The organism is Streptomyces sp. NP160, assembly GCF_006335115.1.
Lineage (GTDB): Bacteria > Actinomycetota > Actinomycetes > Actinomycetales > Quadrisphaeraceae > Quadrisphaera.
In genome coordinates this window covers 1-25,999 of record NZ_VDMJ01000035.1, presented here as the reverse complement: position 1 = coordinate 25,999, position 25,999 = coordinate 1, and the positions used below count along the sequence as shown (strand labels likewise).

Sequence of the window (25,999 nt, the reverse complement as noted above, 5' to 3'; positions counted from 1 at the left end):
CACCGACGGCGCTGCGCCTCAGCGGTCCGCCGCTTCGCGCAGGTCCGTCGCCCGGGCCTTCTCGGCGGCCAGCTGCTCCACGCGAGCGTCGGAGGCGGCGAGGTCAGCCTGCAGCGCGTCGACCCGCTGCTGCAGCTGCTCCGACGTGCCCACCAGCGCAGCGCGCTCCGCGTCGCCGGTCTCCGCGCGCTGCTGCCAGGCGTCGCCGACCACCCACAGGTAGGCGGCCAGGCCCAGCGCCACCACCAGCGCCACCACCAGGGCCACCACCAGGGCGCCGACGCCGAGCGCACCGCCCGAGCGCCGCTCGCGCCGGCGCGGGCGCTCGCGCAGCAGCGGAGCCAGCTCCTCGGCCTGAGGCCGCGACCGCTGCGCCGGCACCAGCGCGGGCCGCGCCACGGTGGGTAGCTGGGTCACCCACCCATCGTGACCGCTGGGCGTGCCGCGCGCGGCGGGTTCGACGAGAAACACCGGCGCCGCGCCCCGCGACCATCCGTCACAGGGGCGAAACGCGGCGCAACGCCGCTGACGCATCCGGTGCGTACCCATGCCTCCTCCCGTTCCGCAGCACCCCACGCACCACCGGAGGCCGCATGCCGCGCACCGTCCGCGCCGCCCTGGTCCAGACCACCTGGACCGGCGACAAGGAGTCGATGATCAAGGCCCACGAGGACTACCTCGTCCAGGCCGCGGGCCAGGGCGCGCAGGTGATCTGCTTCCAGGAGCTCTTCTACGGCCCGTACTTCTGCCAGGTGCAGGACCCGCAGTACTACGCCTACGCCGAGTCCGTCCCCGGTCCGACGGTGGAGCGGTTCCAGGCGCTGGCCCGCGAGCACTCCATCGTCGTCGTCCTGCCCGTGTACGAGCAGGAGCAGCCCGGCGTCCTCTACAACACCGCCGCCGTCATCGACGCCGACGGCACCTACCTCGGCAAGTACCGCAAGAACCACATCCCACAGGTCAAGGGGTTCTGGGAGAAGTTCTACTTCCGCCCGGGCAACCTGGGGTACCCCGTCTTCGACACCGCCGTCGGCAGGGTGGGCGTCTACATCTGCTACGACCGCCACTTCCCCGAGGGCTGGCGCGCGCTGGGCCTGAACGGCGCCGAGATCGTCTTCAACCCCTCCGCCACCAGCCGCGGCCTGTCCAACTACCTGTGGAAGCTGGAGCAGTCCGCCGCGGCCGTGGCCAACGAGTACTACGTCGGCGCCATCAACCGGGTGGGCGTCGAGGACCTCGGCGACGACGACTTCTACGGCACCAGCTACTTCGCCGACCCCGAGGGCAAGCCGGTCGGCGAGTACGCCTCCGCCCACGAGGCCGAGCTCGTGGTCCGCGACCTCGACATGGACCTGCTCACCGCCGTCCGCGACCGGTGGGCGTTCTACCGGGACCGCCGCCCCGACTCCTACGGCCCGCTGGTCACGCCATGACGCTCACCCTCGTCCACGGCGGCACCGTCGTCAGCACCACCGGCGCCGCGCCCATGGACGTGCTGGTCGACGGTGAGGTCATCGCCAGCCTGCACGTCCCCGGCGGCGCCGACGCGGTCGTCGGGCCCGACACCAGGCGCATCGACGCGACCGGCTGCTACGTCGTGCCCGGCGGCGTGGACGTCCACACCCACATGCGCCTGCCCTTCGGCGGCACCGAGGCCTCCGACGACTTCACCACCGGCACCGTCGCGGCCGCCTGGGGCGGCACCACGACCATCGTCGACTTCGCCGTGCAGACCGCCGGGCAGGACGTCGAGGAGGGCCTCGCCGCCTGGCACGCCAAGGCCGAGGGGAAGACCGCCATCGACTACGGCTTCCACATGATCGTGGGAGGGGTCGACGACGCAGCGCTCGCGGCCATGGACCGGCTGGTCACCAGCGAGGGCGTCACGAGCTTCAAGCTGTTCACCGCCTACCCCGGCGTCTTCTACAGCGACGACGGCCAGGTGCTGCGCGCCATGCAGAAGGCACGCGACAACGGCGCGCTGATCATGATGCACGCCGAGAACGGCATCGCCATCGACGTGCTCGCCGCCCAGGCCGCCGCCCGCGGCGACACCACCCCGGTGTGGCACGGGCTGACCCGACCGCCGGTCCTCGAGGGCGAGGCCACCCACCGCTGCATCGCCCTGGCCGAGGTGGCCGGCGGCACGCCGCTGTACTTCGTGCACCTCTCGGCGTCACAGGCGCTCGGGCACGTCGCCGCCGCCCGCGACGCCGGCCGCAACGTCTTCGCCGAGACCTGCCCGCAGTACCTCTACCTGACCCTCGAGGACCAGCTCGGCGCCGTCTCCGCCGACGGCGACCCGTTCGAGGGCGCCAAGTGGGTGGCCTCCCCGCCGCTGCGCAGCAAGCACGAGGGCCACCACGCCGACCTGTGGAAGGGCCTGCGCACCGACGACCTCGCCGTCGTCTCCACCGACCACTGCCCCTTCTGCTTCAAGGACCAGAAGGAGCTGGGCCGCGGCGACTTCCGCAGGATCCCCAACGGGATGGGCACGGTGGAGCACCGCATGGACCTCGTCCACCAGGGCGTCGTCGCCGGGCAGATCAGCCTGGAGCGGTGGGTGGAGACCTGCTCCACCACGCCGGCGCGGATGTTCGGGCTCTACCCGCAGAAGGGCGTCATCGCCCCGGGCTCCGACGCCGACGTCGTGATCTACGACCCGCAGCGCCAGCACGTGCTGTCCAAGGACACCCACCACATGAACCTCGACCACTCCGCGTGGGAGGGGTTCGCCGTGACGGGTGGCGTGAAGACGGTGCTGTCGCGCGGCTCGGTGGTGCTCGACGACGGCGTGTGGACCGGCCGTGCGGGCCACGGCCGCTTCGTGCGCCGCGGCCTGTCGAGCTACCTGCGATGACGAGGAGCAGCGGGATGGACGCGTCATGGATGTAGGGGTCGTCTACCAGACGGACCCACCCGCACGCGCCGTGGTCGCCGCCACGGTCCGCGCCGAGCAGGCGGGCTTCTCCCACGCGTGGACCTTCGACTCCCACGTGCTGTGGCAGGAGCCGTACGTCATCCAGGCGACGATGCTCGAGGCCACCGACCGGATCGTCGTCGGGCCGATGGTCACCAACCCCGCCACCCGCGACTCGACCGTCACCGCGAGCACGTTCGCGACGCTGGCGGAGATGCACGGGCCGCGGGTGGTCTGCGGCATCGGCCGCGGCGACTCCGCCGTCCGCACGCTCAAGGGCCAGCCGGTGACGCTCGCCGGGCTGCGGGAGTCGGTGCAGACCATCCGCACCCTCACCGGCGGCGGCGCCGTCACGCGCGGTGAGGGCGAGGGCACCACGTCGGTGAGCTTCCCGTGGGTCCCCGAGGGCACCCCACCGGTGGAGGTCTGGGTGGCCGCCTACGGGCCGAAGGCGCTGCAGCTCACCGGGGAGGTGGCCGACGGCTTCATCCTCCAGCTGGCCGACCCGGCCATCGCCGCGTGGACCATCGCCAAGGTGCGGGAGGCCGCCGAGGCCGCCGGGCGCGACCCCGGCTCCATCCGCTTCTGCGTGGCCGCCCCCGCCTACGTCACCGACGGCTCCGCCGCCCAGCTCGCGCACGCCCGCGAGCAGACCCGCTGGTTCGGGGGGATGGTCGGGAACCACGTCGCGGACATCGTCGCCAAGTACGGCGGTGACGGTGCGGGCGTTCCGAAGGCGCTCAGCGACTACATCGCCGCCCGGCAGGGGTACGACTACGCCCAGCACGGCCGCGCCGGCAACACCCACGCCGCCTTCGTGCCCGACGACGTCGTGGACAGGTTCTGCGTGCTCGGGTCGCCGGCCGCCCAGCTGGAGCGGCTCGCGGAGCTCGCCGAGCTGGGCTGCGACCAGTTCGCCCTCTACGCCCAGCACGACGCCGCCGACGCCGTGGTCGACGCCTACGGCAACCACGTCCTCCCCTCAGCGGGCGCCCTGTGACGCGAGCAGTGCGTTCAGCGGGGGCGGTGCTGGCCGCGCTCGTCGTCCTGGCCGTCCTGTGGGAGACCTACAAGGCGCTCGGGCCGGCGAACGGCGCCTCCATCGGCACCACCCGGCTGCTCCCCCGCACCGACGACCGCGCGATGCCGCACCTGTGGACCGTGGTCACCACCCTCGGCTCCCCCGAGGTGTCGGGCGTGGCGGGCTCGCGGTCCGTGGGTGCGGCCGTCCTCTCCGGTGCGCTCACCTCGCTGCGCCTGGCGCTGCTGGGGCTGCTGCTCGGCGGGCTCGTCGGGGCGGTGCTGGCCCTGCTCATGCAGCGGCTGCGCCTGCTGGAGGCCGGGCTGCTGCCGTGGGTGGTGCTGAGCCAGACGGTGCCGATCATCGCCCTGGCCCCGCTCGTGGCCGGGTGGGGCGGGGTGCTGCGCCTCGGGTCGTGGGCGTGGTCGCCGGAGGCGTCCGTCGTCGTCATCAGCGCCTTCCTGTCCTTCTCCCCGGTCGCCGTGGGGCTGCTTCGCGGCCTGCACGCCGCCAGTGCCACCGAGCAGGAGCTGTTCGCCTCCTGCGCCGCGAGCTGGCGTCAGGAGCTCGTGCACCTGCGCCTGCCCGCCTCGGTGCCCTTCGTGGTGCCCTCGCTGCGGCTGGCCGCGGCCGGCGCGGTGGTCGGCGCGATCGTCGCGGAGATCTCCACCGGCACCCGCGGCGGCATCGGCCGGCTGATCATCGAGTACGCCCAGCAGGCGACCTCCTCCCCCGCCCGGGTCTACGCCGCGGTGCTCGGCGCCGCGGCACTGGGTCTGGTGGCGGCCGGGTTGGTCGCTGTGCTCGACGCCGCGGTGCTGCGCCGGGGGCGTCTGGCATGAGCGGGTCCATGATCGAGGTCAGCGGCGTCACCCAGCGGTTCGGGACGACGACGGCGCTCGACGACGTCTCCCTCACCGTGGCCGCCGGCGAGTTCGTCACGCTCATCGGCCCCAGCGGCTGCGGCAAGTCGACCCTGCTGCGCCTGGTCGCCGACCTGCTCACCCCCACGACCGGAACCGTCAGCGTGGCCGGCAAGACCGCGCGCGCCGCTCGTGAGGCGCAGGACTACGGCATCGCCTTCCAGCAGGCCGGCCTGCTCGAGTGGCGCACGGTGGTCCGCAACGTCGAGCTGCCGCTGGAGCTGCACGGCGTCGGCGCCCGCGAGCGCCGCGCCCGGGCGGAGGAGCTGCTCGAGGTGGTGGGCCTGGCCGACGTCGCCGGTCGCCGACCCAGCCAGCTGTCCGGCGGCATGCAGCAGCGGGTGGCCATCGCCCGGGCGCTGGCGCCCCGGCCGGCGCTGCTGCTCATGGACGAGCCCTTCGGGGCGCTGGACGAGATGACCCGCGAGCGCCTGCAGGACGAGCTCCTGAGCATCAGGTCCCGCGAGGGGACGACGGTGCTGCTGGTCACGCACTCCGTCTCGGAGGCGGCGTACCTGTCCGACCGGGTGGTGGTGATGTCGCCGCGGCCGGGCCGGATCGCCGCCGTCGTCGACGTCGACCTGCCGCTGCGGGCCACCGGGTCGCCTACGGACGTGCGCGAGTCACCGGAGTTCTTCGCGGCCACCACGGTGGTCCGCGAGGCGCTGCGCGCGCCCGCGGCGGTCCGGTGAGGCGCCTGCTGGCGCCGGCGGCGCCCGTGGTCGTCGCCGTCGTGGTCCTGGTCGCCTGGCAGGTCCTGGTCACGGTGGGACGGGTGGCGACCTTCGTGCTGCCCGGTCCGCTGGCCATCCTCGAGGCGCTGCAGGCGGTGCTCCCCCAGGTGGTGTCCGCGGCGCTGGCCACCGGCGCCAACGCGCTGTGGGGGCTGGTGGCAGGGACCGTGCTGGCGCTGGTCGCAGCGGCGCTCGCGGCGAGGCTGGGCTGGCTGCGCAGCTCCCTCGTGCCGCTGGCGGCGGTGGCGGCGGCGCTGCCGATCGTGGCGCTGGCCCCGATCTTCGCGACGATGTTCGGGGCGACCAGCGAGCTGCCGCGCCGGCTGGTGGTCACCGTCGTCGTCTTCGTCCCGGTGTTCGTCAACGCCCTGCGCGGGCTGCAGGCCGTGGCCCCCGTGCACGCCGACCTCATGCGGGCGTGCGCGGCCAGCGGCTGGGCCGCCACGCGGACGGTGACCCTGCCGGGGGCCCTGCCGCACGTCTTCACCGGGCTGCGCCTGGCAGCGGCGGGCGCCGTCATCGCCGCGGTCGTCGCCGAGTACTTCGGCGGTCTGCAGTCGGGGCTGGGCTCGCGGATCACCTCCGCCGCGGCCAACAGCGCCTACCCGCGGGCGTGGGCGTACGTCGCCGCTGCCTGCGCCCTCGGCCTGCTCTTCTACGCGGCCGCCCTGGCGGCCGAGCGCCTGACCACCCCCTGGAACCGGAGGACCACATGATCATCACCCGACGCTCCCTGCTCACCGGCGCCCTCGCCGCCGCCGGAGCGGGCGCGCTCGCCTCCTGCGGCACCGCGGACACCGCCGGGACGGGCACCGCCGCCAGCGGGTCCGGCTCCTCCTCGGGGGGCCTGACACCGGTGAAGCTGCAGCTGCAGTGGTTCAAGCAGGCGCAGTTCGCCGGGTACCTGGCCGCGCTCGACCAGGGGTACTACGAGGCCGAGGGCCTCGACGTGACCATCGTCGACGGCGGCACCGACATCGTCCCGCAGACCGTGCTGGCCCAGGGGCAGGTCGACTACGCCATCGCGTGGGTGCCGAAGGCCCTGGCCAGCCGGGAGCAGGGTGCGGGGATCACCAACGTCGCCCAGGTCTTCCAGCGCTCGGGCACGCGGCAGGTGTCCTTCGCCTCGGCCGGCATCACCAGCGTCGCCGACCTGCGCGGCAAGACCGTGGGCAACTGGGGCTTCGGCAACGAGTTCGAGCTGTTCGCCGCCATGACGCAGGCCGGGCTGGACCCCGCGACGGACGTGACGCTGGTGCAGCAGCAGTTCGACATGAACGCCTTCATCGCCGGCGACATCGCCGCGGCCCAGGCCATGACCTACAACGAGTACGCGCAGGTGCTCGAAGCGGTCAACCCCGCCACGGGACAGCTGTTCCAGCCCAGCGACCTCACCACGCTGGACTGGAACGAGGTGGGCACCGCGATGCTGCAGGACGCGATCTGGGCCAACACCGAGAAGCTGTCCGACAGCGCCTACGCCGACCAGACCACCGCCTTCGTCAAGGCCTCCCTCAAAGGCTGGGTCTTCGCCCGCGACAACCCCGAGAAGGCCCGTGACATCACGGTGGCCGCAGGCTCCACGCTCGGCGCCAGCCACCAGCTGTGGCAGGTCAACGAGGTGAACAAGCTGATCTGGCCCAGCCCGTCGGCGGGTGTGGGCTCCTTCGACACGGCCCTGTGGGACCAGACGGTGCAGGTGGCGCTGCAGACCAAGAACGCCGACGGGGCGACGGTCATCACCAAGGAGCCCGACAGCGACGCGTACACCGACGAGCACGTCAGCGCAGCACTGGAGGCGCTGGAGGGCGAGGGGGTCGACGTGGTCGGCTCGTCCTTCGCGCCGACCACCGTGACCCTCACCGAGGGCGGCGCCTGAGCACGCTCAGCGGGCTCCGGCGAAGGTGCGGCGGTAGGCCAGCGGGGTCGTCCCCAGGCGGCTGAAGTGGTGCCGCAGCACCGCGCCGGAGCCCCACCCGACGGCCGCGGCGACCTCGTCGACGGGAAGGTCGGTGGTCTCGAGCAGCTCCTGCGCGCGCTGCAGGCGCATCCGCGCCACCCAGGCCGCGGGTGAGGTGCCGGAGGCGTCGGTGAAGCGGCGCGCCAGGGTGCGCGGTGACATCCGCGCGTGCGCGGCGAGGCGCTCCACCGACAGGTCCTCGTCGAGGTGCTCCAGGGCCCACACGTGGAGGGCGGCGAGGTCGTCGTCGGAGCACGCCTCCGGCGGCAGCACGGCCGCGGGCACGTACTGGGCCTGCCCGCCGTCGCGGTGGGGCGGCACGACCATGCGCCGGGCGATCTTCGCGACGGCGGCAGCGCCCAGCTCGCGGCGCAGCAGGTGCAGCCCGGCGTCGATGGCGGCGGCGGAGCCGGCGCTGGAGATGACGGGTCCGTCCTCGACGTAGAGGACGTCGCAGTCGACCGTCGCCTGCGGGAACTGGGCGGCGAAGTGGTCGACGTACTTCCAGTGCGTGGTGCAGCGCCGCCCGTCGAGCAGCCCGGCGTCCGCCAGCACGTAGGTGCCGCTGCAGGCGCCGAGGAACTGCGCGCCGCGCTCGTGCGCCGCGCGCAGCGCCGCGACGACGGCGGGGCTCGCCGTCGTCCCCCGGGGCACCGGGGTGGTGACCACGAGGTCGGCGGAGGCGATGCGCTCGAGCCCGTGCTCCACGCCCACGGTGAAGCCCTGGTTGGTCCGCACGGGTCCGGGGTGCTCGGTGACCAGGGCGAACTCGTAGACGGGCAGGCCGTCGTCGCTGCGGTCGAGGCCGAAGAGCTCGCAGACGATGCCCAGCTCGAAGGGGGCGACCCCGGGCAGGACGAGGACGGCGACGTCGTGGATCGGCACGGGCCCAGCCTGCCACGGGACGTGGCAGGAAGTCGATGAGGCATGGCATCTCTGCCACTGGTGGCCGAACATCGACGGGCGCCAACATCGAGACATGGAGATCCTCGTGGCCCTGGCCGCCACCGTCCCGGTGCTCGTCGTCGTCGCCGTCCTCCTGCTCGCCGTGCGCGGCGACGGGTACGGGCGCCGCACGCCTCCCGCCTCCCACGCCGACTGGAGCGCCGAGCACCTGCCGTCCCGGGCCTACCGGGAAGGATGAGCGGCGTGGACGAGCGCGCAGCGGTGGACCTGAACCTCGCGAACTGGGACGAGCGCGCCGCCGCGCACGCCGCCCCCGGCACCGGCTACGTGCTGGAGGCCTACGTCGAGGACCCGCACAAGATCTCCGACGTCGTGGCCTTCGACCGGCCGCGGCTCGGGGACCTCCGCGGAACCCGCGGCGTCCACCTGCAGTGCCACCTCGGCACCGACACGCTCTCCCTGGCCCGGCTCGGCGCGCGGATGACCGGGGTCGACTTCTCCCCCGGCGCCCTGCACCACGCGAGCGCCCTCGCCTCCCGGGCCGGGGCTGAGATCGACTACCACCGCGCCGACGTCAGCGACGGCGAAGCGGTGCTGGCCGCGGTGGGCGCGGCCCGCTACGACCTGGTCTACACGGGCATCGGCGCGCTGTGCTGGCTGCCGCGCATCGCCGACTGGGCCCGGCTGGTGGCCGACCTGCTGGTCCCCGGCGGCCGGCTCCTGGTGCGCGACGGGCACCCCGCGCTGCTCGCCCTCGACCAGGACCGCACCGACGGCGAGCTGGTGCTGGCCTTCCCGTACTTCGAGCGGCCCGAGCCGACGGTGTGGGACGAGCCCGGCACCTACGTCGAGACCGACCACGTCTTCACCCACACCCGCAGCGCCGAGTGGAACCACGGCCTCGGCGAGCTGGTCACGGCCGTGCTGGACGCCGGGCTGCAGGTCACCGGCCTGGCCGAGCACCGCAGCATCCCCTGGCAGGCGATGGCGCACATGGTCGAGGTGCCCTCTGCCGACGGTGCCGGGGAGTGGGCGCTGCCCGGCGAGGCCGCCGACCGGGTGCCGCTGAGCTTCACCCTGCAGGCGACGAAGCCCTGACCCACACCTCCTCGACCGCAGTCCGCTGCGCCGGCTCGTCGAGCCCGGTGACGTCCAGGACGACGTCGGCCGGCGGCGGCGCGGCGAGGTCGCGGGCGTGCAGCCCGAGGAACTCCTCCTCGGTGATGCACACCGGCCGCGTGGCGGCGCGCCGCTGCGCCTCGACGAGGTCCACCACGAGGTGGACCACCAGCGCGCCGGGCAGACCCACCCGGTAGACCGCGGCCGTGGCCGGGGTGAGCACGTCAGCGACGACGACGTCGAAGCCCGCCTCCACGAACCCCCGGCCCAGCGCGCACGCGCCCGAAGCACCGAGCAGCGCCTGGGCAGCGCCCTCCGCGCCGCGCCACGGCGGCTGGCCGCCGGAGACGACCAGCTGGCGCAGGTCGTCGACGTCGACGTACGCCGCGCGGTCCCTCGCCTCGGCGAGCGCCCGGCCCGTCGTCGTCTTCCCGACCGCCGGCGGCCCGGTGAGGACCAGCGGGCGCCGGACCGCTGCGGTCACCGGGACCGGCGGCGGTTGGCCTCGCGGGTGTCGAGCCAGCGCCGGTCCTCCGGGACGTCCTGCGCGTCGCACAGCGCCACCCAGACGTCGCGCGGCGGGACGCCGTCGTCGAGGGCCTGCACCGGGGAGCGGCCCCCGAGGTCGCTGAGCACGATGTCGGAGGCGAGGGAGCGGGCGTACTCCGGGCCGAAGACCGCGTCGGCCAGCTGCCAGAACTCGCTGTGGCGCACCCCCCGATCCTCCCCTCGCCGTGGTGAGGCTCGCCACGCGGGCCGTGGCACGCGTCCCGTCACCCCCCTCCGGGGTGGTGTGATCGGGAGGTGCCTGCGACCGACGCCCTGACGAACCGCCAGCGCTTGGTCCTGCGGGCCTTCACCACCGTCGCCGTCGTCGAGGCCTTCACGTGGGTCGGCCTCCTCACCGGCATGTACTTCAAGTACCTGGCCGCGGACACCACCGAGGTGGGCGTCAAGGTGTTCGGCCCGCTCCACGGCGCCGCGTTCGTCGCCTACCTCGTCCTGTCGGTCCTCGCCTGGCGGGTGCTGCGCTGGCACTGGCTGACCGGGCTCGCTGCGCTCGTGTGCAGCGTCCCGCCGCTGTTCACCGTCGTCTTCGAGGTCTGGGCCGCCCGCACCGGCCGCCTCACCCCCAGCCGCTCCCGCGAGCGCGTCCTCGTCTGACCCCATCCCCTTCCCGCACTCGCGCACCCGAGTGCTGCTTCGGCGCCCCGTCATGCAGCACTGGGGTGCGCGAGTGCGGGAAGGGGGCAGCGGCGGGGCCTCCACCGGTCGGTGGAGGGCACGACCCACCGGCGGCCGCTGCCCCACCACGCCCCGCAGGGGGCAGGCTCCTCACCATGAGCGATGAGCCGGCCGTGCGGGTCACCGAGCTCCACAAGCACTACGGCGCCAAGCGCGCCGTCGACGGGGTCTCCTTCGAGGTGCCGACCGGGCAGGTGTTCGCGCTGCTCGGCCCCAACGGGGCGGGCAAGTCGACCACCGTGGAGGTGCTCGAGGGCTACCGCGCCCGCACGTCCGGCCAGGTCAGCGTGCTGGGTGCCGACCCCGGCCACCCGACGCCCGCCTGGCGCAGCCGGATCGGGATCGTCGCGCAGTCGACCAAGGACCTGTCCGACCTCACGGTCACCGAGGTGGTGCGGCAGTTCGCCACCTTCTACCCCTCCCCGCGGCGCCCGGAGGAGGTCGTCGAGCAGGTCGGGCTCGCCGACGACGCCCGCACCCGCGCGAGCGCGCTGTCGGGCGGCCGGCGCCGGCGCCTCGACGTCGCCCTGGGGATCGTCGGAGACCCGGAGCTGCTCTTCCTGGACGAGCCGACCACGGGCTTCGACCCGGAGGCCCGCCGCGAGTTCTGGGCGCTCGTGCAGCTGCTCGCGGCCGACGGCACGACGATCCTGCTGACCACCCACTACCTCGACGAGGTGGAGGTGCTCGCCGACGCGCTCGCCGTCATCGACGGCGGCCGCATCGTCGCCACCGGAACGCCCGCCACCCTGGGCGGGCGCGACACCGCCCCCGCCACCGTCCGCTGGCGCGGCCACGGCGGGACCTGGCGCACCGAGCTGACCCGCGAGCCGGCAGCGCTGGTGGCGCGCCTGCACGCCCAGGTCGGCGAGCTCGACGGCCTCAGCGTCCACCGGCCCACCCTGGAAGACGCGTACCTGTCCCTGCTCAGCCCGACCAGCGAGGCGACCCGATGAGCTCGACGACGACGACGCGCGCCGCGCGCACCCGCCCCACCGCCGACCCGTCGGCCTTCCGCTCCCCCGCGTTCCTGCTGCGCACCTCGCTGGCGCGGACCGCGGTGGAGCTCAAGGAGCTGTCGCGCTCCTGGGACGCGCTCATCTTCAACGTCTTCTTCCCGATCATCTTCCTGTTCATCTTCGGGTCCGTCTTCTCCGGAGACGTCGCCCCCGGCGTGAGCTTCACGCAGTACTTCACCGCCGGCATGGCGGCCTCCGGAGTGCTGCTGGTGAGCTTCCAGTCCCTCGCCATCTCCATCGCGGTGGAGCGCGACGACGGCCTGCTCAAGCGCCTGGAGGGCACGCCCATGCCGCCGGCGGCGTACTTCCTCGGCAAGGTGGGGCTCGTCGTCGTCACCGGGGCGGTGCAGATGGCGGTGCTCCTGGCCGCAGCGCACCTGCTCTTCGACGTCGACCTGCCCGCCGGGCCGCAGCAGTGGCTGACGCTGGCGTGGGTGACGGTGCTCGGGGCGGCCGCTGGGACCCTGCTCGGCATCGCCTACTCGAGCATCCCCCGCACCGGCCGGTCGGCGAGCGCGGTGACCGCGCCGGTCGTGCTGGTCCTGCAGTTCATCTCGGGGGTCTTCTTCGTCTACAGCCAGCTGCCGGGGTGGATGCAGGACGTCGCCGCCGTGTTCCCGCTGAAGTGGATGGCGCAGGGCTTCCGCGCGGCGCTGCTGCCGGACACGATGGCGGCGGCAGAGCCCGCCGGCTCCTGGCAGCTGGGCCTCATCGCCCTCGTCCTGGCGGGCTGGACGGTGGTCGGCCTGGTGCTGTGCCGCACCACCTTCCGCTGGCGCCGTCGCGGGGACGGCTGACGCAGCTCATGGACTTCTGGGAGCGCAGCCGGGTCGGCTGGCACGCCGCCTGGTACGGCGTGCTGGCCGTCACCGCGGTGGCGGTGCTCGCCCTCAGCAGCGCTCCGCTGGCCGCCCGGCTCACCGGGGTGGCCGCGCTGGCGGCAGCGGCGGCGCTGTACCTCGTCGTCGGCACGCGCCTCCTCGGCGAACGGTGCTCGCTCGCCCGCTACGCGCTCTACACCGCGGGCACCACGGCCTGCCTGGTGGTCCTCGCGCTGGTCCTGGGCCCGGGCGTGGCCCTCGCCCCCCTGTTCGTCTTCTTCCCGCAGGCGTGGGCGATGACGCCGAGCCGCACGCCTGCCGTCGTCGTCGTCATCGCCACCCCGGCGGCCCTGGGACTGGCGCAGCTGGCCGGGAACGGCTGGGCGGCCGCCTCGGTGCCGGACGCGGTGGCGACGGCGTTCCTCCAGGCGGCGGCCGCCATCGTGCTGGGGCTGTGGATCACCGGGCTGGTGCGCGAGAGCGAGTCGCGGGCGCTGCTGGTGGCCGAGCTGACCGCCACCCGCGCGGAGCTGGCGTCCGCCGAGCACGCCCGCGGGGTGCTCGCCGAGCGCGAGCGGATGGCCGGGGAGATCCACGACACCCTCGCCCAGGGGTTCCTCAGCATCGTGGCGCTGGCGCAGGCCGCCCAGGACGGCGACACCCGAGAGCGCCTGGCCCTCATCGAGTCCACCGCCCGCGCCAACCTCGCCGAGGCGCGGGCCATCGTGGCGGCGCACGCCCCGCCGGACCTCGCCGCCGGCAAGGAGGCAGACCGGCTGCTCGCCGCCCTGGAGCGCCTCGCGGCGCGCACGTCCGCCGTCGAGGGCACCGCGGTGGAGCTCGACCTGCCCGCTGCGCTCCCCCCGCTGACCAGCGAGGCGGAGGTGGTGCTGCTGCGCGCGGCCCAGGAGGGCCTGGGCAACGCCCGCCGCCACGGCGGTGCCACTCGCGTCGTCCTGGCGCTGGCGGTCGACGTCGAGGGCGTCGAGCTGACCGTCACCGACGACGGCACCGGGCTGGCCGCGGTCCCCGCCGGCACGAGCACCGGCTACGGGCTGACCGCGATGGCCGCCCGCGCGGCCCAGGTCGGCGGGTCCGCCGCACTGGCCGACCGCACCGACGGTGGCGCCGGGTGCGTCCTGCGCGTCAGGGTGCCCGCATGACCGCCGCCGCCGGACAGCAGCCGCTGCGCCTCGTCGTCGTCGACGACCACCCCGTGGTCCGCGCCGGCATCGTGGCGCTGCTGTCCGCGGAGGCGGACCTGCAGGTCACCGCGGAGGTCGACGACGGCGCCGGCGTGCTCGCCGCGTACGAGCAGCACCGCCCCGACGTCGTCCTCATGGACCTGCGGATGCCGGGCGTGGACGGCGTGGCCGCCACCGCGCGCCTCAAGGCCGCCCACCCCGGCGCCCACGTCCTGGTGCTCACCACCTACGACACCGACGCCGACATCCTGCGCGCCGTCGAGGCCGGCGCCACCGGCTACCTGCTCAAGGACGCCCCCCGGGCCGCCCTGACCGACGCCGTGCGCCGTGCCGCCCGCGGGGAGACCGTGCTCGCCCCGCCGGTGGCTGCCAGGCTGCTGACGCGGATGCGCGAGCCCGCCACCGAGCGCCTCACGGCGCGCGAGACGGAGGTGCTGGCGTGCGTCGCGCGGGGCCTGAGCAACCCCGCCATCGCCTCCGAGCTGTTCATCGGCGAGGCGACGGTGAAGAGCCACCTGCTGCGCGTCTTCACCAAGCTCGGCGTGGACGACCGGACCGCCGCCGTCACCGTGGCGATGTCGCGAGGCCTGCTGCCCCCGCCCGCCTGACGCCCCCCGCCCGCAGGAGGGAGGCGAGGAGGACGACGACGGCGAGGGCCAGCTGGGCGACCACCAGGGCCTCGGCCACGGCCATGAGCCCGTGCGCCCGGCCCACCGTCGCCGTGGTGCCGGGCAGCAGCGACACGGCGTGACCGCCGTGGTGGCCCGCGCCCACCACCGGGCCGGTGGCCGCCGCCACGTGGTCGAGCAGCATGAGCCCGAGCATCGCCGCGTCGAGCACGGCGCACCCCGCCCACGAGAGGGCTCGCTCCAGGTGCCGGGCGCAGAGCAGGCACCCCGCCGCCAGCGGCAGCATCGCCAGCGCGACCGCGCTCGGCGACGCCACCGCGAGCGCGCCGTGGACCACCGCGGCGGCGACCGCGAGGACCAGGCCCACGGCGCGCACGCTCACCTCCCTCAGCGCCCGGAGGAGCAGTGGGAGCGCCCGCTGGTCAGCACCGCGGGCACTCCCAGCGCCGGGTTCCTGTCGAAGAACCCGTGGGGCTTGAGCTGGAAGCCGGTGTAGTCGGTGGGCATGACCGGCCAGTCCTCCGGGCGCGGGAAGTGGGTGAGGCCGAAGGTGTGCCAGAGCACCACGTCGGTGTCCTCCACGGACCGGTCCGCCGCCGTGTACGCGGGCAGGCCGGCGCCGCCGGGGTGCTGGTTCACGAGGTCGCCGGCGGCGTACCGCTGCGCCGGGTCGTGCGGGGTGACCCACAGGTGCTTGGTGGAGAACGCCGCGCGGGAGGCCACCACGGACTCCGGGTCGGCCAGCAGCGCAGGGCTGGCCTGGGGGTACAGGGCGTAGCCGACGGGCTCCCCGAGCCGGTTGGTCACCGACGGGTTGGTCACCACCCAGGTCCGCCCCACCGTCGCATCCGTCATCCGCTGTGCCTCCCCCTCGCTGGTCAGCGGGGTGGTCGCGCGCGTGAACGCGTTGCCGTAGGGGTTGCCCGGCCCCACCGGCACGCGGGCGGCGTCGACCTCGAGCACGGTGTTGCCGGTCCACCCGCCGTGATCGTCGGGGCGCTGGTCCACGGCCATGTCGAGCCGCGCGGCGAACAGGTGCTGGTGGAACGGAGCGCCCAGCCCCGGGGCCATCTGCGTGGCGTACGGGTGCTCCTCGCCGCGGTAGGCGGAGGTGAAGACGATGCCGGTGGCCTTGGCCTCCAGCTCGATGCGGCCGTCGGTGTAGAGGTACCAGTAGAAGCCGTAGTCGTAGTTGCCGATGGTGGTGAAGAAGCTGATGACCATGCGGCGCGAGCGGCGGGTGTCGGAGGCGCCGGTGAACATGTCGGAGTGCTTCCAGCCGACGCCGTAGTCCTCCTCGTGCAGGCAGATCGCGTTGCGGATGGTGCGCGGGGTGCCGTCCTCGGCGGCGATGACGGCGTCCAGGTAGGTGATGTCGCCCAGGCAGTCGCAGCCGAGCTCGAGGCTGTTGGTGTAGCGGGCGAACAGGTACTCGCCGGTGTCGAAGTAGTTCTGCCAGAACCTCACCGGTGAGGGGTCGGCGTAGGGCACGACCATCTCCGAGATCGACGCGCGGTGCAGCACCGAGCGCCCGTCGATGCCCACCTGGTGCAGCACGAGGCCCTCGCGGGCGTCGAAGCCGATCCGCGCCTCCCAGCCGGCCCAGCGCACGACGTCGTCCTCCACCGTGAACGACGGGCCCTCCGGCTGGGTGATCTCCAGCGGCTTGAGGTCGCGCGCCGGGGAGGTGTGGACGCCGGAGAGCAGGTCGCCGCGCTCGGTCGGCACCTCCAGGTCCACGAGGTCGTGGACGGCGGTGACCTCGCCGGTGGTGATGTCGACGTAGGCGACCACGCCGTCCACCGGGTGGGCCCAGGGCAGGTCGTCGGGGTCGGCCTGGTGGAAGCCGAGCACGCGGACGATCCGGTGGCCGTGCTCCTCGGGGAAGTACGAGCCCGCGGACAGGGGCACGGCGCGGACGTCGGCCACCTCCACGCCGCGCTTGGCGAGGGCGGCGGCCCAGCGCTCGTCGTCGGCGAGCAGGCCCTCGATGACCTCGAACTCGCCGTCGAGGATCGGCATGTGGCCCTCGAGCCCGTCGACGACGGTGCTGGCCGTCACCACCGGCCCGCCGGCGGCGGCGAGGTCGACGTGGGCGTCGGTGCCGGTGCCGGTGGCCCGGTCGAGCAGCATGACGCGCACGGAGCGCGGGACGGCGTCGCCGGGCTTCCAGCTGCGGACGACGTCCTTGTGGGGCTCGTCGGGGCCGGTGTAGACGAACGCGGTGCTCGGCCCGACCAGCCCCGCGGCGCGGACCGCGTCGGCGGCGGCGGTGATCTCGGCGGGCGACAGCCGGGACAGCGGGTGGGCAGCAGTGGTGGTCGTGGGCTCGTCGAGCATGGTCATGGCGGGGGTTCCCTTCGCGCAGGCGGTCAGATCTGGGGCGCGCCCTCGGCGCGCGGGGTGAGGAGCAGCTCGGCGGCGGCGGCCGGTCGTGCGGCGGCGAGCACCCAGCCCGCCCCCAGCGCCACCAGCAGCAGCACCCCGGTGCCGACGCCGAGCGCCACGGACCCGCCCATGAGCAGCGGGAGGTTGACGACGACGAGGGCCAGCGCGCCGCCGAGGCCGAGCAGGCCCAGCGCGGGCGCGACCAGGGTGTTCCAGGGGCGGCGGTCGACGCGGGCGCGGCGGAAGAAGACGAGCACGGCGATGCAGGTCAGGAGCATCAGCGCGATGATCCCGACGGTGGCGACGCCGGAGAGCCAGGTGAAGACCTCCATCACCGGGTCCAGGCCGGCCAGGGCGCAGACGACGAGCACCGCGGCGCCGACGGCGGTCGTGGCGAGCGAGGCGACGTGGGGCGAGCCGTGGCGGGCGTGGCTGGCGCCGGCGGCGGCGGGCAGCACCCGGGCCCTCGCCAGGGAGAAGGCGTACCGGGCGAGCACGTTGTGGAAGGACAGCACCGCGGCGAAGAGGCTCGTGAGCAGGAGCACCTGCAGGACGTCGGAGGCGGCGGTGCCGAGGTAGCGCTGCGCGGCGACCGCCACCATGGAGCCGGGGTCGGCGGTGGCCACCTGCACGGCCTCGGCGTCGCCGAACGCCGACACCACGGCCCACGCCGACAGCGTGTAGAAGACGCCGATCAGCGCGAGCGCCACGTAGGTGGCCACCGGGATGGTCCGGTCGGGGTCGCGGGCCTCGTCGCGGAAGACGGCGGTGGCCTCGAAGCCGATGAACCCGGCGACGGCGAACATCAGGCCCAGCCCGGGCGCGCCCGAGAGCAGCTGGGAGGGCTCGACGAGCGCGGTCGAGAGGCCTGCTCCCTCCGCCCCACCGCGCAGGACGACGGCGGCGTCGAGCGCCAGGACGATGCCGATCTCCGCGAGCAGCAGCACGCCGAGCACGCGGCCGGACAGCTCGATGTGGCGGAAGCCGAGCCAGCCGGCCACGGCGACGCCGGCCAGCGCCCACGCCCACGCCCACCACGGCAGGGACGCACCCGTCCAGCTGGCCACGAGCTCGCCGGTGGCGTAGCCGAGGTAGGCGTAGACGGCGCACTGGACGGTGACGTAGCTGATGAGCGCGACGAGGGCGCTGCCCAGCCCGGCGCCGCGGCCCAGCCCGACACCGATGTAGGAGTAGAAGGCGCCGGCGTTCGGGACGTGGCGGGTCATGGCGGTGAACCCGACCGCGAAGAGCGCCAGCACCACGGCGGAGACGGCGAACATCGCCGGGTAGGCGGCGCCGTTGCCGTTGGCGATGCCGATGGGCACCGCCCCGGCGACGACGGTCAGCGGCGCCGCGGCGGCGACGACCATGAAGACGACGGCCCCGACGCCGAGGCGCCCGGTCAGCCGTTCGGGGCGTTGAGCGGTGGTGGCCCCGCTCGGCGGGGCGGACGTGGTGGCCATGGGCGGCAACCCTGGGCCGCCCGCGTTGCACCGCCGTTCCGGTCGTGGGTCGGCGGGAGACCGGCGAGCGGGAACGGCCGGCCCGCGTTCTCGTCCGGGGAAACACCGGCGCAACACGCCTGGTCCACCCTCACCCGGTGCCAGCACCCGCCCTCGCCGCGACCTCCCCCGTGGAGGGCCTGCGGCGCCGGCGGCTGGGGTTCCTCGAGGTGCTGGCCCAGTCGGTCGCGGTGCTCGCCCCCACGGCGGCGCTGGTCACGGTGCCCGCCCTGGTCGCCGCGGCGGGCGGCGTGCTGACCGTGCCCGCGTTCGCCGCGGCGGGCGCGCTGGTGGTGCTCGTCGCCTGGAGCGTCCGCCACGCCGCCCGCCGGATGGCCGCCGTCGGCGGGGTCTACAGCTACTGCGCCCGGGGCCTCGGCCCCGTCACCGGCGTCGTGTGCGGGTGGGCGCTGGTGGTCGCCTACGCCGCGCTGGCGGTCTCCTCCTGCACGGGGGCTGCGCTGTACGCCGCGGCGCTGCTGGGGTGGGCCGACGAGCCCGCGGCGGTCGCGCTCGGCGTCGTCGTCGTGGGGGCGGGGGTGGGACTGGTCGCCGCGCGGGGCGTGCAGCTGTCGGCCCGGCTGGTGCTGGCGCTGGAGGCGGTCTCCCTCACCCTCGTGCTGGTGCTGCTGGGGGTGCTGCTCCTGGGCGGCGGGCCGCGGGCCGGAGCCGCCGAGCCGGCCGGCGCCGTGCTCGTCGACGCCGTGCCCACCGCCGGGGGTGCTGCCCTGGCGCTGCTCCTGGCCGTCACCGCCTTCATGGGCTTCGAGAGCTCCTCCGTGCTGGGGGTGGAGTCGCGGCGTCCGCTGCTCTTCGTGCCGCGGGCGGTGCTGTGGACGCCCGCGCTCGGCGGTGTGGTGCTGCTCCTGGGCGCGGCCGCGCAGGTGGTGCTGCTGCGGGAGGCCCCGCTCGCGGTCCTGCTCTCGGGGGCGCCCCTGGACGGGCTGGTGCGGGCCGAGGCCGGCGGCCTCCTGCCGTCCCTGCTCGACGCCGCTGCCGCGGCCGCCTTCGTCGCGTGCACGAGCGGCGCGGTGACGGCGCTGGTGAGGGTGCTGTTCTCGATGGGCCGCGAGGGCGTGCTCCCGTCCGCCCTCGGTGAGGCCCGCGACCGCACCGGGACCCCGGTGCGGGCCCTGCTGGCGGCGCTGCCGCCCGTGGTCCTCGTCCCTGTGGTGGTGCTGCTCACCGGCGCGCCCCCGCGGGCCGTGCTCAGCGGGGCCGTCACCGTGGCCGCGTTCGGCTCGCTGCTGGCGTACGCGCTGGTCAGCGCCGCCGCGCCGGCCCTGCTGCACCGCATCGGCGAGCTCACCCGGCCCGCGCTGGTGGGCGGTGTGGTCGCCTCCGCCTCCTGCGCGGTGCTGCTGGTGGGCGCGGCGGTCGCCGGCCCCTGGGCGGGTGGGCAGTCGATGGCGCTGGTCTTCGCGGCCCTGCTGGTGCCCGGCCTGGTCCGCCTGGTCTGGCTGCGCCGCCGCCACCCCGAGCGGCTCGCACGCGCCGGCGTCTACGACGAGCCGACCCGGCGCAGCCTGCTGCGGACCGGGACGTGACCGACAGGGGGCTCACCGGCCGCCAGCCCGGTGCCGTCCAGAACGCGCTCGCGGTGCTGGAGGTGGTGGCGCACGCGGGCGCCGGGGTGACGGCCAAGGAGGTGGGTGAGCTCGCGCACCTCCCGCCGGCCACCACGTACCGCCTGCTGAACCTGCTGGTCGGCGAGGAGTACCTGGTGCGGATGCCCGACCTGCGGGGGTTCGCGCTGGGCCGCAGGGCGGCCGCCCTGACCGGCGGCGCGCCCGAGACGCGCCTCTCCCGCGCGGCTCGCGACGAGGTGGCCCGGCTGCGGGGCTCGGTGCGCGTGGGCGTGCACCTCGTGGTCTTCGGGCCGACGGTGCTGCGCTGCGCCGACGTCGACCCCGAGCTCCCCCTGCGAGACCCGGCCCTCCTGGAGCGGCACCTGCACGCGGGGGCGGCGGGCCGGCTGCTGCTGGCCGACCAGCCGGACTGGCGCGAGGTGCACCCGCCGTCGCGGCTCGTGCGGCTGACGGCGGACACGGTGGTGCGCCCGCACCAGCTGCAGGCACGGCTGGACGAGACGGCGGAGCGCGGCTGGGCGGCGCAGGCCGGCGAGCTCCACGACGACGTCGCCTGCCTGGCCGCGCCGGTGCGCGGGGCGGACGGGGCGCTGGTCGGGGCCGTCCTGCTCACCGCGCCGCGGCAGCGGCCACCCGTGGACCACCTCGACGCCGCCCGCAGCTGCGCCCGGGCGCTGGAACCGCTGCTCGCCTGAGGAGCCGTTGTCGGTGGTCGGTGCGACGATCCAGAGGTGCCACAGGACGACGTGCTGGAGCGCTTCTCCGCGCCCACCCGGGACTGGTTCCGCGGTGCCTTCGAGAAGCCGACCGCCGCGCAGGAGGGCGCCTGGCGGGCGGTGTCCAGCGGTGACCACGCGCTCGTCGTCGCGCCCACCGGCTCGGGCAAGACGCTGTCGGCGTTCCTGTGGGCGCTGGACCGGCTGGCGGTGCAGGGCCGCCCCGAAGACCCGCTGCGCCGGACCCGCGTCATCTACGTCTCACCGCTGAAGGCCCTCGCCACCGACGTCGAGCGCAACCTGCGCTCCCCCCTGCTGGGCATCGGGTACGCCGCGCAGCGCCAGGGGGCCCCCGTGCCCGAGGTGAGCGTGGCCATCCGCTCCGGCGACACCCCGGCCGACGAGCGCCGCGCCTTCACGCGCCGCCCGCCGGACGTGCTCATCACCACGCCGGAGTCGCTGTTCCTCCTGCTGACGTCCAGGGCGCGCGAGGTGCTGGGCGGGGTCGAGACGGTGATCCTCGACGAGGTGCACGCGGTGGCGGGCACCAAGCGAGGAGCGCACCTGGCCCTGACCCTGGAGCGCCTCGACGCGCTGCTCGAGGCCGGCGGCGGCCAGCCGGCGCAGAGGATCGGGCTGTCGGCCACGGTCCGGCCCGTCGAGGAGGTCGCGCGGTTCCTGTCCGGCGCCCGAGCGATCGGGGAGGACGGCGGGCGCCCCGTCACCATCGTCCAGCCGCCGTCGGCCAAGTCGTGGGACCTCTCGGTGGTCGTGGCGGTGCCCGACATGGGCGAGCTCGGCCAGAAGTCCGAGGAGGACCTCACCGGCCTGGCGGCCGGCGAGCCGCAGCGCCGCTCCATCTGGCCGGCGGTCGAGGAGCGCGTGGTCGACCTCGTGGCCGCTCACCGGTCGACCATCGTCTTCGCCAACTCCCGCCGGGTGGCCGAGCGCCTCACCACCCGCCTCAACGAGGTGTGGGCCGAGCGGAACGCCGTCGACGAAGCAGACCCTGACGCTCAGGTCGAGGATGAGGGTGAGGGTTCCGCCGCAGGTCAGCGGCCTGCTGCCCGGCGCACCCCCGCCGAGGTCATGGCGCAGGCAGGGCAGAGCAAGGGCCTTCCCGTCGACGCGCCCGTGCTCGCCCGGGCGCACCACGGCTCGGTCAGCCGCGAGCAGCGGACCCTCATCGAGGAGGACCTCAAGGCCGGCCGCCTGCCCGCCGTCGTCGCTACCTCCAGCCTCGAGCTGGGCATCGACATGGGCGCGGTCGACCTCGTCGTCCAGGTCGGCTCCCCACCGTCGGTGGCCTCGGGGCTGCAGCGCGTCGGCCGTGCGGGGCACCAGGTCGGTGCCACCAGTCGCGGCGTGCTCTTCCCCCAGCACCGCAGCGACCTGGTCCAGACCGCGGTCGTCACCGAGCGCATGCGCACCGGCGGCATCGAGGCCCTCAAGGTGCCCGCCAGCCCGCTCGACGTCCTCGCCCAGCAGGTGGTGGCGATCACCGCCCTCGACGAGGTCACCGTCGACGAGCTCGAGCGCCTCGTCCGCCGCGCCGCCCCCTTCTCCGGCCTGACGCGCGGGGTGCTGGAGGCGGTGCTCGACATGCTCGCCGGCCGCTACCCCAGCGAGGAGTTCGCCGAGCTGCGCCCGCGCATCGTCTGGGACCGCACCACCGGCGTCCTGACCGGCCGGCCGGGTGCGCAGCGCCTCGCCGTCACCAGCGGCGGGACCATCCCCGACCGCGGCCTCTACGGCGTCTTCCTCGCCTCCGGGGAGGGTCCGGGCCGCCGCGTCGGCGAGCTCGACGAGGAGATGGTCTACGAGTCGCGCGTGGGTGACGTCTTCACGCTCGGCACCTCCACGTGGCGCATCGAGGACATCACCCACGACCGCGTGCTCGTCACCCCCGCCCCCGGCGTGCCCGGCAAGCTGCCGTTCTGGCACGGCGAGGCGGTGGGGCGCCCCTACGAGCTGGGCCGCGCCATCGGCGCCTTCACCCGCGAGGTCGGTGCCCTCGACGACGACGCCGCCCGAGCCCGTTCACAGGCAGCGGGTCTCGACGAGTGGGCCGCCGACAACCTCCACGCCTACCTGACCGAGCAGCGCGAGACCACCGGCCACCTGCCCGACGACCGCACGATCGTCGTCGAGAGGTTCCGAGACGAGCTGGGCGACTGGCGCGTGGTGGTCCACTCCCCCTTCGGCGCCCAGCTGCACGCGCCGTGGGCCCTGGCGCTGGCGGCTCGGCTGCGGGAGCGGTTCGGGCTGGACGCGCAGGCGATGTCGTCCGACGACGGCATCGTGCTGCGCCTTCCTGACCTCGACCTCCTCAGCCCCGACTGGGACGGGGACCTCACCGCCCGCAGCGAGCCGCCGGACGTCCTGGAGGCCGTCCTCGTCGAGCCGGAGGACGTCGAGGCGCTCGTCACCGCGGAGCTGGGCGGCTCCGCGCTGTTCGCGAGCCGGTTCCGCGAGTGCGCGGCGCGCTCGCTGCTGCTCCCCCGTCGTCGTCCCGACCGGCGCACGCCGCTGTGGCAGCAGCGGCAGCGGGCCGCGCAGCTGCTGGAGGTCGCGAGCCGCTACCCGTCGTTCCCCGTGGTCCTGGAGACGGCGCGCGAGGTGCTGTCCGACGTCTTCGACGTGCCGGGCCTGGAGGCGCTGCTGCGCGACCTGCGCTCGGGCGCGGTGCGCGTGGTGCAGGTGACCACGGAGCAGCCGTCGCCGTTCGCGCGGTCGCTGCTGTTCGGGTACGTCGCGCAGTTCCTCTACGAGGGCGACACGCCGCTGGCCGAGAAGCGCGCGGCGGCGCTCTCGCTCGACCCCACCCTCCTCGCCGAGCTGCTGGGTCGCGGCGACGGCGCGTCGCTGGCCGACCTGCTCGACCCCGAGCAGCTCACCCGCACGCAGGCCGAGCTGCAGCGCCTCGCGGAGGACCGCCGCAGCCGCGACGCGGAGGACGTCGCCGACCTGCTGCGGGTGCTCGGGCCGCTGACCACGGGCGAGGTGGCCGCCCGGTCAGCTGTCCCCGACGACGCGGCGGCGTGGCTGGTCGACCTCGAGGCGTCGCGCCGCGTCATCCGGGTGAGGATCGCCGGCGAGGAGCGGTGGGCCGCTGTGGAGGACGCCGGCCGCCTGCGCGACGCCCTCGGCGCGGCCCTGCCCGTCGGGGTGCCGGAGGCATTCACCGCGCCCGTGCCCGACCCGGTCGCCGACCTCGTCTCGCGCTGGGCGCGCTCGCACGTGCCCTTCACCGCCGCCACGGTGGCGGCACGGCTGGGGACGGGCGTGGCCGTCGTCGTCGACGCCCTGCGGCGCCTCTCGGCGTCCGGGCGCGTCGTCTCGGGCGACCTCCTGCCCTCCGAGGTGCGGCTCGCGCTGGACGGCGCCCTGTCGACCGACCCGGGCGGGACGCCGGACTGGTGCGACGCCGAGGTGCTGCGGCTGCTGCGCCGCCGCTCGCTGGCCGCGCTGCGCTCCGAGGTGGAGCCGGTGCCCCCGCGGGACCTCGCGCGGTTCCTGCCCGGGTGGCAGCAGGTGGGCTCCCGGCTGCGCGGCGCCGACGGCGTGCTGCGCGCCGTGGAGCAGCTGGCCGGTGCCGTCGTGCCCGCCAGCGCGCTGGAGTCGCTCGTGCTGCCGGTGCGGGTGGAGCGGTACTCCCGCTCGCTGCTCGACGAGCTCACCGCCGCCGGCGAGGTGGTCTGGCAGGGGCACGGGTCGCTGCCCGGCGACGACGGGTGGGTCTCGCTCCACACCGCTGACGCCGCTCCGGTCACCCTGGCGCTGCCCGACGAGCAGCTCGAGCTCACCGACGTCCACCGCGCGGTGCTCGACGTCCTGGCGTCCGGCGGCGCGCACTTCTTCCGCTCGGTGGCGTCCGCGCTGGACGCGACCGAGGAGGGCGGGGTCGACGACGCCACCCTGGAGCGCGTCCTGTGGGACCTCGCGTGGGCCGGCTACGCCACCAACGACACCCTGGCGCCGCTGCGCGCCCGGCTGGCCGGCGGCAAGACCGCCCACAAGGGTCCGCGGGCCGCGCCGCGGTCCCGCTACGGGCGGACCGGGTCGCGCTACGGCGGGCTGGGCCGCGCCGGCGGCGGGCTGGGACGGCCCGGCAGCGCCGGCGGGGGGTTCGGCGGGGCGCCGCGGACCGGGCCGCCGAGCACGGTGGGCCGGTGGTCGCTCCTCCCGGAGCTCGAGCCCGACCCGACCGTGCGCGCCTCGGTGACCGCCGAGGTGCTGCTCGACCGGCACGGCGTGCTGACCCGCGGGGCCGTGGCGTCCGAGCGGCTGCCCGGCGGTTTCGCCGCGGTCTACCGGGTGCTGGCCGCCATGGAGGAGGCCGGGCGGGTGCGCCGCGGCTACTTCGTGGAGGGGCTGGGCGCCTCGCAGTTCGCCTCGACCGGTGCCGTCGACCGCCTGCGCGCAGCGTCCCGGCCGCTGTCGACCATCGGGCGCGGCGACTGGCAGGGCCGCTCGGTCGCGCCCGGGGCTCCCGGCTCCTCCGAGGCCGACCGGCCGCGGACGGTCGTCCTGGCTGCAGCCGACCCCGCCAACCCCTACGGCGCAGCGCTGCCGTGGCCGGAGCGCGGCGAGGTCGGGGCCTCAGGGCACCGGCCGGGCCGCAAGGCGGGTGCGCTGGTGGTCCTCCTGGACGGCGAGCTGGTCCTCTACGTGGAGCGCGGCGGCCGCACGCTGCTGTCCTTCACCGAGGAGGCCGAAGCCCTTCAGGCGGGGGCCGACGCCCTGGCCCTCGCCGTCCGCGACGGCGCCCTGGGGCGGCTCACCGTGGAGAAGGCCGACGGCGAGGGGGTGCTCTCAGCGGGCTCCTCACCGCTCGCGGCGGCACTGGAGGCAGCTGGGTTCACGGCCACCCCGCGGGGGCTGCGCGTGCGCGCCTGAAGCCGCTGAGGTGCAGGTCAGAGGCTTGCTGAGGTTGCGCTACCGAACGCATGTTCGGTAAGATCACGTCCGTGAGCAGCGGCGAGCGCACCCCCGGAGGCACCCCCTCCCCCGCGCCCGCGCCGCCCCCGCGGCGCCGTCGCCGCCGGGTCCCCGGCGTGCTCACCCCCGACCCGCTGCGCGGACCGCGCCCCGAACGCCACCGCCCCGCCCGCGACGCCATCACCGCCGCCGGGCGCCTGCCCGGCCCTGCTGCCTTCAGCGAGCAGGAGCTGGCGGCGGCCTATGACCACCTCGATGAGGACCTGCGCCCGATCTGCGGTCCCGATGAGGCCACCGACGCCGCCATCTACACCTTCTGCTGCTGGCTGGCCCACCAGGAGCCCAGCACCCGGGAGGCGGT

The 25,999-nt window shown here is 75.2% G+C and carries 24 protein-coding genes and 1 pseudogene; 18 read left to right on the top strand and 7 right to left on the bottom strand.

Translation table 11 applies throughout. The annotated features are described in order from the left end of the window. Positions 1–18 precede the first annotated feature (18 nt). Positions 19–417, bottom strand: coding sequence for a hypothetical protein (locus FHN55_RS16950; RefSeq protein WP_139713514.1), 399 nt, complete (start codon positions 415–417; stop codon positions 19–21). A gap of 176 nt (positions 418–593) precedes the next feature. Between FHN55_RS16950 and FHN55_RS16945 the strand changes: the two genes are divergently transcribed. From FHN55_RS16945 to FHN55_RS16915, 7 genes are read left to right on the top strand one after another with little or no spacing between them, the layout of a single operon-like run. Then, positions 594–1,433, top strand: a complete 840-nt coding sequence (locus FHN55_RS16945; RefSeq protein WP_139713513.1) for a nitrilase-related carbon-nitrogen hydrolase — start codon at positions 594–596, stop codon at positions 1,431–1,433. Next, complete coding sequence (gene hydA / locus FHN55_RS16940; protein ID WP_139713512.1) at positions 1,430–2,860, top strand: dihydropyrimidinase; 1,431 nt, start codon at positions 1,430–1,432, stop codon at positions 2,858–2,860. Before FHN55_RS16945 ends, hydA begins: the two co-directional genes overlap by 4 nt. A 25-nt stretch (positions 2,861–2,885) precedes the next feature. After that, entirely contained in the window at positions 2,886–3,920 is a 1,035-nt protein-coding gene (locus tag FHN55_RS16935) for a TIGR03842 family LLM class F420-dependent oxidoreductase (RefSeq protein WP_139713511.1), read from the top strand. Further along, on the top strand, positions 3,917–4,783 hold the full coding sequence (locus FHN55_RS16930) for an ABC transporter permease (protein WP_218974764.1): 867 nt from the start codon (positions 3,917–3,919) through the stop codon (positions 4,781–4,783). Before FHN55_RS16935 ends, FHN55_RS16930 begins: the two co-directional genes overlap by 4 nt. A gap of 8 nt (positions 4,784–4,791) precedes the next feature. Continuing rightward, on the top strand, positions 4,792–5,556 hold the full coding sequence (locus tag FHN55_RS16925) for an ABC transporter ATP-binding protein (protein WP_218974763.1): 765 nt from the start codon (positions 4,792–4,794) through the stop codon (positions 5,554–5,556). After that, complete coding sequence (locus tag FHN55_RS16920; RefSeq protein ID WP_139713509.1) at positions 5,553–6,314, top strand: ABC transporter permease subunit; 762 nt, start codon at positions 5,553–5,555, stop codon at positions 6,312–6,314. Before FHN55_RS16925 ends, FHN55_RS16920 begins: the two co-directional genes overlap by 4 nt. Next, positions 6,311–7,477: an ABC transporter substrate-binding protein gene (locus FHN55_RS16915; protein WP_139713508.1), complete on the top strand. Its 1,167-nt coding sequence runs from the start codon at positions 6,311–6,313 to the stop codon at positions 7,475–7,477. Before FHN55_RS16920 ends, FHN55_RS16915 begins: the two co-directional genes overlap by 4 nt. 6 nt (positions 7,478–7,483) lie before the next feature. Here FHN55_RS16915 and FHN55_RS16910 read toward each other — a convergent pair whose 3' ends face one another. Then, positions 7,484–8,443, bottom strand: coding sequence for a GlxA family transcriptional regulator (locus FHN55_RS16910; RefSeq protein ID WP_257571087.1), 960 nt, complete (start codon positions 8,441–8,443; stop codon positions 7,484–7,486). A 94-nt stretch (positions 8,444–8,537) separates the two neighbouring features. On the opposite strand from FHN55_RS16910, the gene FHN55_RS22850 reads away from it, so the two are divergent. Next, on the top strand, positions 8,538–8,702 hold the full coding sequence (locus tag FHN55_RS22850) for a hypothetical protein (protein WP_180357910.1): 165 nt from the start codon (positions 8,538–8,540) through the stop codon (positions 8,700–8,702). 5 nt (positions 8,703–8,707) lie between these two features. Continuing rightward, positions 8,708–9,562, top strand: a complete 855-nt coding sequence (locus FHN55_RS16905) for a bifunctional 2-polyprenyl-6-hydroxyphenol methylase/3-demethylubiquinol 3-O-methyltransferase UbiG (protein WP_139713507.1) — start codon at positions 8,708–8,710, stop codon at positions 9,560–9,562. Here FHN55_RS16905 and FHN55_RS16900 read toward each other — a convergent pair. Together FHN55_RS16900 and FHN55_RS16895 are read right to left on the bottom strand one after the other, a co-directional pair. Beyond that, a complete protein-coding gene (locus FHN55_RS16900; protein WP_139713506.1) occupies positions 9,537–10,067 on the bottom strand; it encodes a hypothetical protein in 531 nt (176 codons plus the stop codon). The two genes, FHN55_RS16905 and FHN55_RS16900, sit on opposite strands and share 26 nt — an antisense overlap. Further along, complete coding sequence (locus FHN55_RS16895; protein WP_139713505.1) at positions 10,064–10,297, bottom strand: DUF3046 domain-containing protein; 234 nt, start codon at positions 10,295–10,297, stop codon at positions 10,064–10,066. The genes FHN55_RS16900 and FHN55_RS16895 overlap by 4 nt, the downstream gene beginning before the upstream one ends. Before the next feature lie 90 nt (positions 10,298–10,387). On the opposite strand from FHN55_RS16895, the gene FHN55_RS16890 reads away from it, so the two are divergent. The 5 genes from FHN55_RS16890 to FHN55_RS16870 all read left to right on the top strand — a co-directional run bounded on the left by FHN55_RS16890 (position 10,388) and on the right by FHN55_RS16870 (position 14,481). Then, entirely contained in the window at positions 10,388–10,747 is a 360-nt protein-coding gene (locus FHN55_RS16890) for a DUF3817 domain-containing protein (protein ID WP_218974762.1), read from the top strand. Between the two features lie 176 nt (positions 10,748–10,923). Further along, the gene (locus FHN55_RS16885; protein WP_139713504.1) at positions 10,924–11,784 is read left to right on the top strand and encodes an ABC transporter ATP-binding protein; all 861 of its coding nucleotides are present in this window, start codon (positions 10,924–10,926) and stop codon (positions 11,782–11,784) included. Next, entirely contained in the window at positions 11,781–12,644 is an 864-nt protein-coding gene (locus tag FHN55_RS16880; protein ID WP_139713503.1) for an ABC transporter permease, read from the top strand. Before FHN55_RS16885 ends, FHN55_RS16880 begins: the two co-directional genes overlap by 4 nt. Then, a complete protein-coding gene (locus FHN55_RS16875) occupies positions 12,602–13,831 on the top strand; it encodes a sensor histidine kinase (RefSeq protein ID WP_139713502.1) in 1,230 nt (409 codons plus the stop codon). Before FHN55_RS16880 ends, FHN55_RS16875 begins: the two co-directional genes overlap by 43 nt. Beyond that, complete coding sequence (locus FHN55_RS16870) at positions 13,828–14,481, top strand: response regulator transcription factor (RefSeq protein ID WP_139713501.1); 654 nt, start codon at positions 13,828–13,830, stop codon at positions 14,479–14,481. The genes FHN55_RS16875 and FHN55_RS16870 overlap by 4 nt, the downstream gene beginning before the upstream one ends. On the opposite strand, the gene FHN55_RS16865 is transcribed toward FHN55_RS16870, so the two are convergent. The 3 genes from FHN55_RS16865 to FHN55_RS16855 are packed head-to-tail and all read right to left on the bottom strand — an operon-like array spanning position 14,438 to position 18,353. Further along, positions 14,438–14,884 carry a hypothetical protein gene (locus tag FHN55_RS16865; RefSeq protein ID WP_139713500.1) on the bottom strand — a complete coding sequence of 149 codons (447 nt, stop codon included), beginning with the start codon at positions 14,882–14,884 and terminating at the stop codon, positions 14,438–14,440. The genes FHN55_RS16870 and FHN55_RS16865 overlap by 44 nt on opposite strands. A 5-nt stretch (positions 14,885–14,889) precedes the next feature. After that, positions 14,890–16,848 (bottom strand): primary-amine oxidase, encoded by a 1,959-nt coding sequence (locus tag FHN55_RS16860; RefSeq protein WP_139713499.1) that lies wholly within the window; start codon positions 16,846–16,848, stop codon positions 14,890–14,892. Positions 16,849–16,874: 26 nt separating this feature from the next. Then, positions 16,875–18,353, bottom strand: coding sequence for an APC family permease (locus tag FHN55_RS16855; RefSeq protein ID WP_139713498.1), 1,479 nt, complete (start codon positions 18,351–18,353; stop codon positions 16,875–16,877). A 137-nt stretch (positions 18,354–18,490) separates the two neighbouring features. Here FHN55_RS16855 and FHN55_RS16850 point away from each other — a divergent pair, with 137 nt between their 5' ends. From FHN55_RS16850 to FHN55_RS16835, 4 genes and pseudogenes are all read left to right on the top strand, one after another. Next, positions 18,491–19,939 carry an APC family permease gene (locus FHN55_RS16850; RefSeq protein ID WP_180357908.1) on the top strand — a complete coding sequence of 483 codons (1,449 nt, stop codon included), beginning with the start codon at positions 18,491–18,493 and terminating at the stop codon, positions 19,937–19,939. Further along, positions 19,936–20,676, top strand: coding sequence for an IclR family transcriptional regulator (locus FHN55_RS16845; RefSeq protein ID WP_139713496.1), 741 nt, complete (start codon positions 19,936–19,938; stop codon positions 20,674–20,676). The genes FHN55_RS16850 and FHN55_RS16845 overlap by 4 nt, the downstream gene beginning before the upstream one ends. A 36-nt stretch (positions 20,677–20,712) precedes the next feature. Continuing rightward, positions 20,713–25,596: an ATP-dependent helicase gene (locus tag FHN55_RS16840; RefSeq protein ID WP_139713495.1), complete on the top strand. Its 4,884-nt coding sequence runs from the start codon at positions 20,713–20,715 to the stop codon at positions 25,594–25,596. 71 nt (positions 25,597–25,667) lie between these two features. Further along, positions 25,668–25,999 (top strand): annotated as a pseudogene (locus tag FHN55_RS16835) (hypothetical protein); the annotation flags it as partial.

Bases quoted from the DNA above. Each gene is read 5' to 3' on its own strand.
- FHN55_RS16870 (WP_139713501.1), top strand. From the start codon at position 13,828: ATGACCGCCGCCGCCGGACAGCAGCCGCTGCGCCTCGTCGTCGTCGAC.
- hydA (WP_139713512.1), top strand. From the start codon at position 1,430: ATGACGCTCACCCTCGTCCACGGCGGCACCGTCGTCAGCACCACCGGC.
- FHN55_RS16915 (WP_139713508.1), top strand. From the start codon at position 6,311: ATGATCATCACCCGACGCTCCCTGCTCACCGGCGCCCTCGCCGCCGCC.
- FHN55_RS16880 (WP_139713503.1), top strand. From the start codon at position 11,781: ATGAGCTCGACGACGACGACGCGCGCCGCGCGCACCCGCCCCACCGCC.
- FHN55_RS16925 (WP_218974763.1), top strand. From the start codon at position 4,792: ATGATCGAGGTCAGCGGCGTCACCCAGCGGTTCGGGACGACGACGGCG.
- FHN55_RS16860 (WP_139713499.1), bottom strand. From the start codon at position 16,848: ATGACCATGCTCGACGAGCCCACGACCACCACTGCTGCCCACCCGCTG.
- FHN55_RS16935 (WP_139713511.1), top strand. From the start codon at position 2,886: ATGGATGTAGGGGTCGTCTACCAGACGGACCCACCCGCACGCGCCGTG.
- FHN55_RS16885 (WP_139713504.1), top strand. From the start codon at position 10,924: ATGAGCGATGAGCCGGCCGTGCGGGTCACCGAGCTCCACAAGCACTAC.
- FHN55_RS16855 (WP_139713498.1), bottom strand. From the start codon at position 18,353: ATGGCCACCACGTCCGCCCCGCCGAGCGGGGCCACCACCGCTCAACGC.
- FHN55_RS22850 (WP_180357910.1), top strand. From the start codon at position 8,538: ATGGAGATCCTCGTGGCCCTGGCCGCCACCGTCCCGGTGCTCGTCGTC.
- FHN55_RS16945 (WP_139713513.1), top strand. From the start codon at position 594: ATGCCGCGCACCGTCCGCGCCGCCCTGGTCCAGACCACCTGGACCGGC.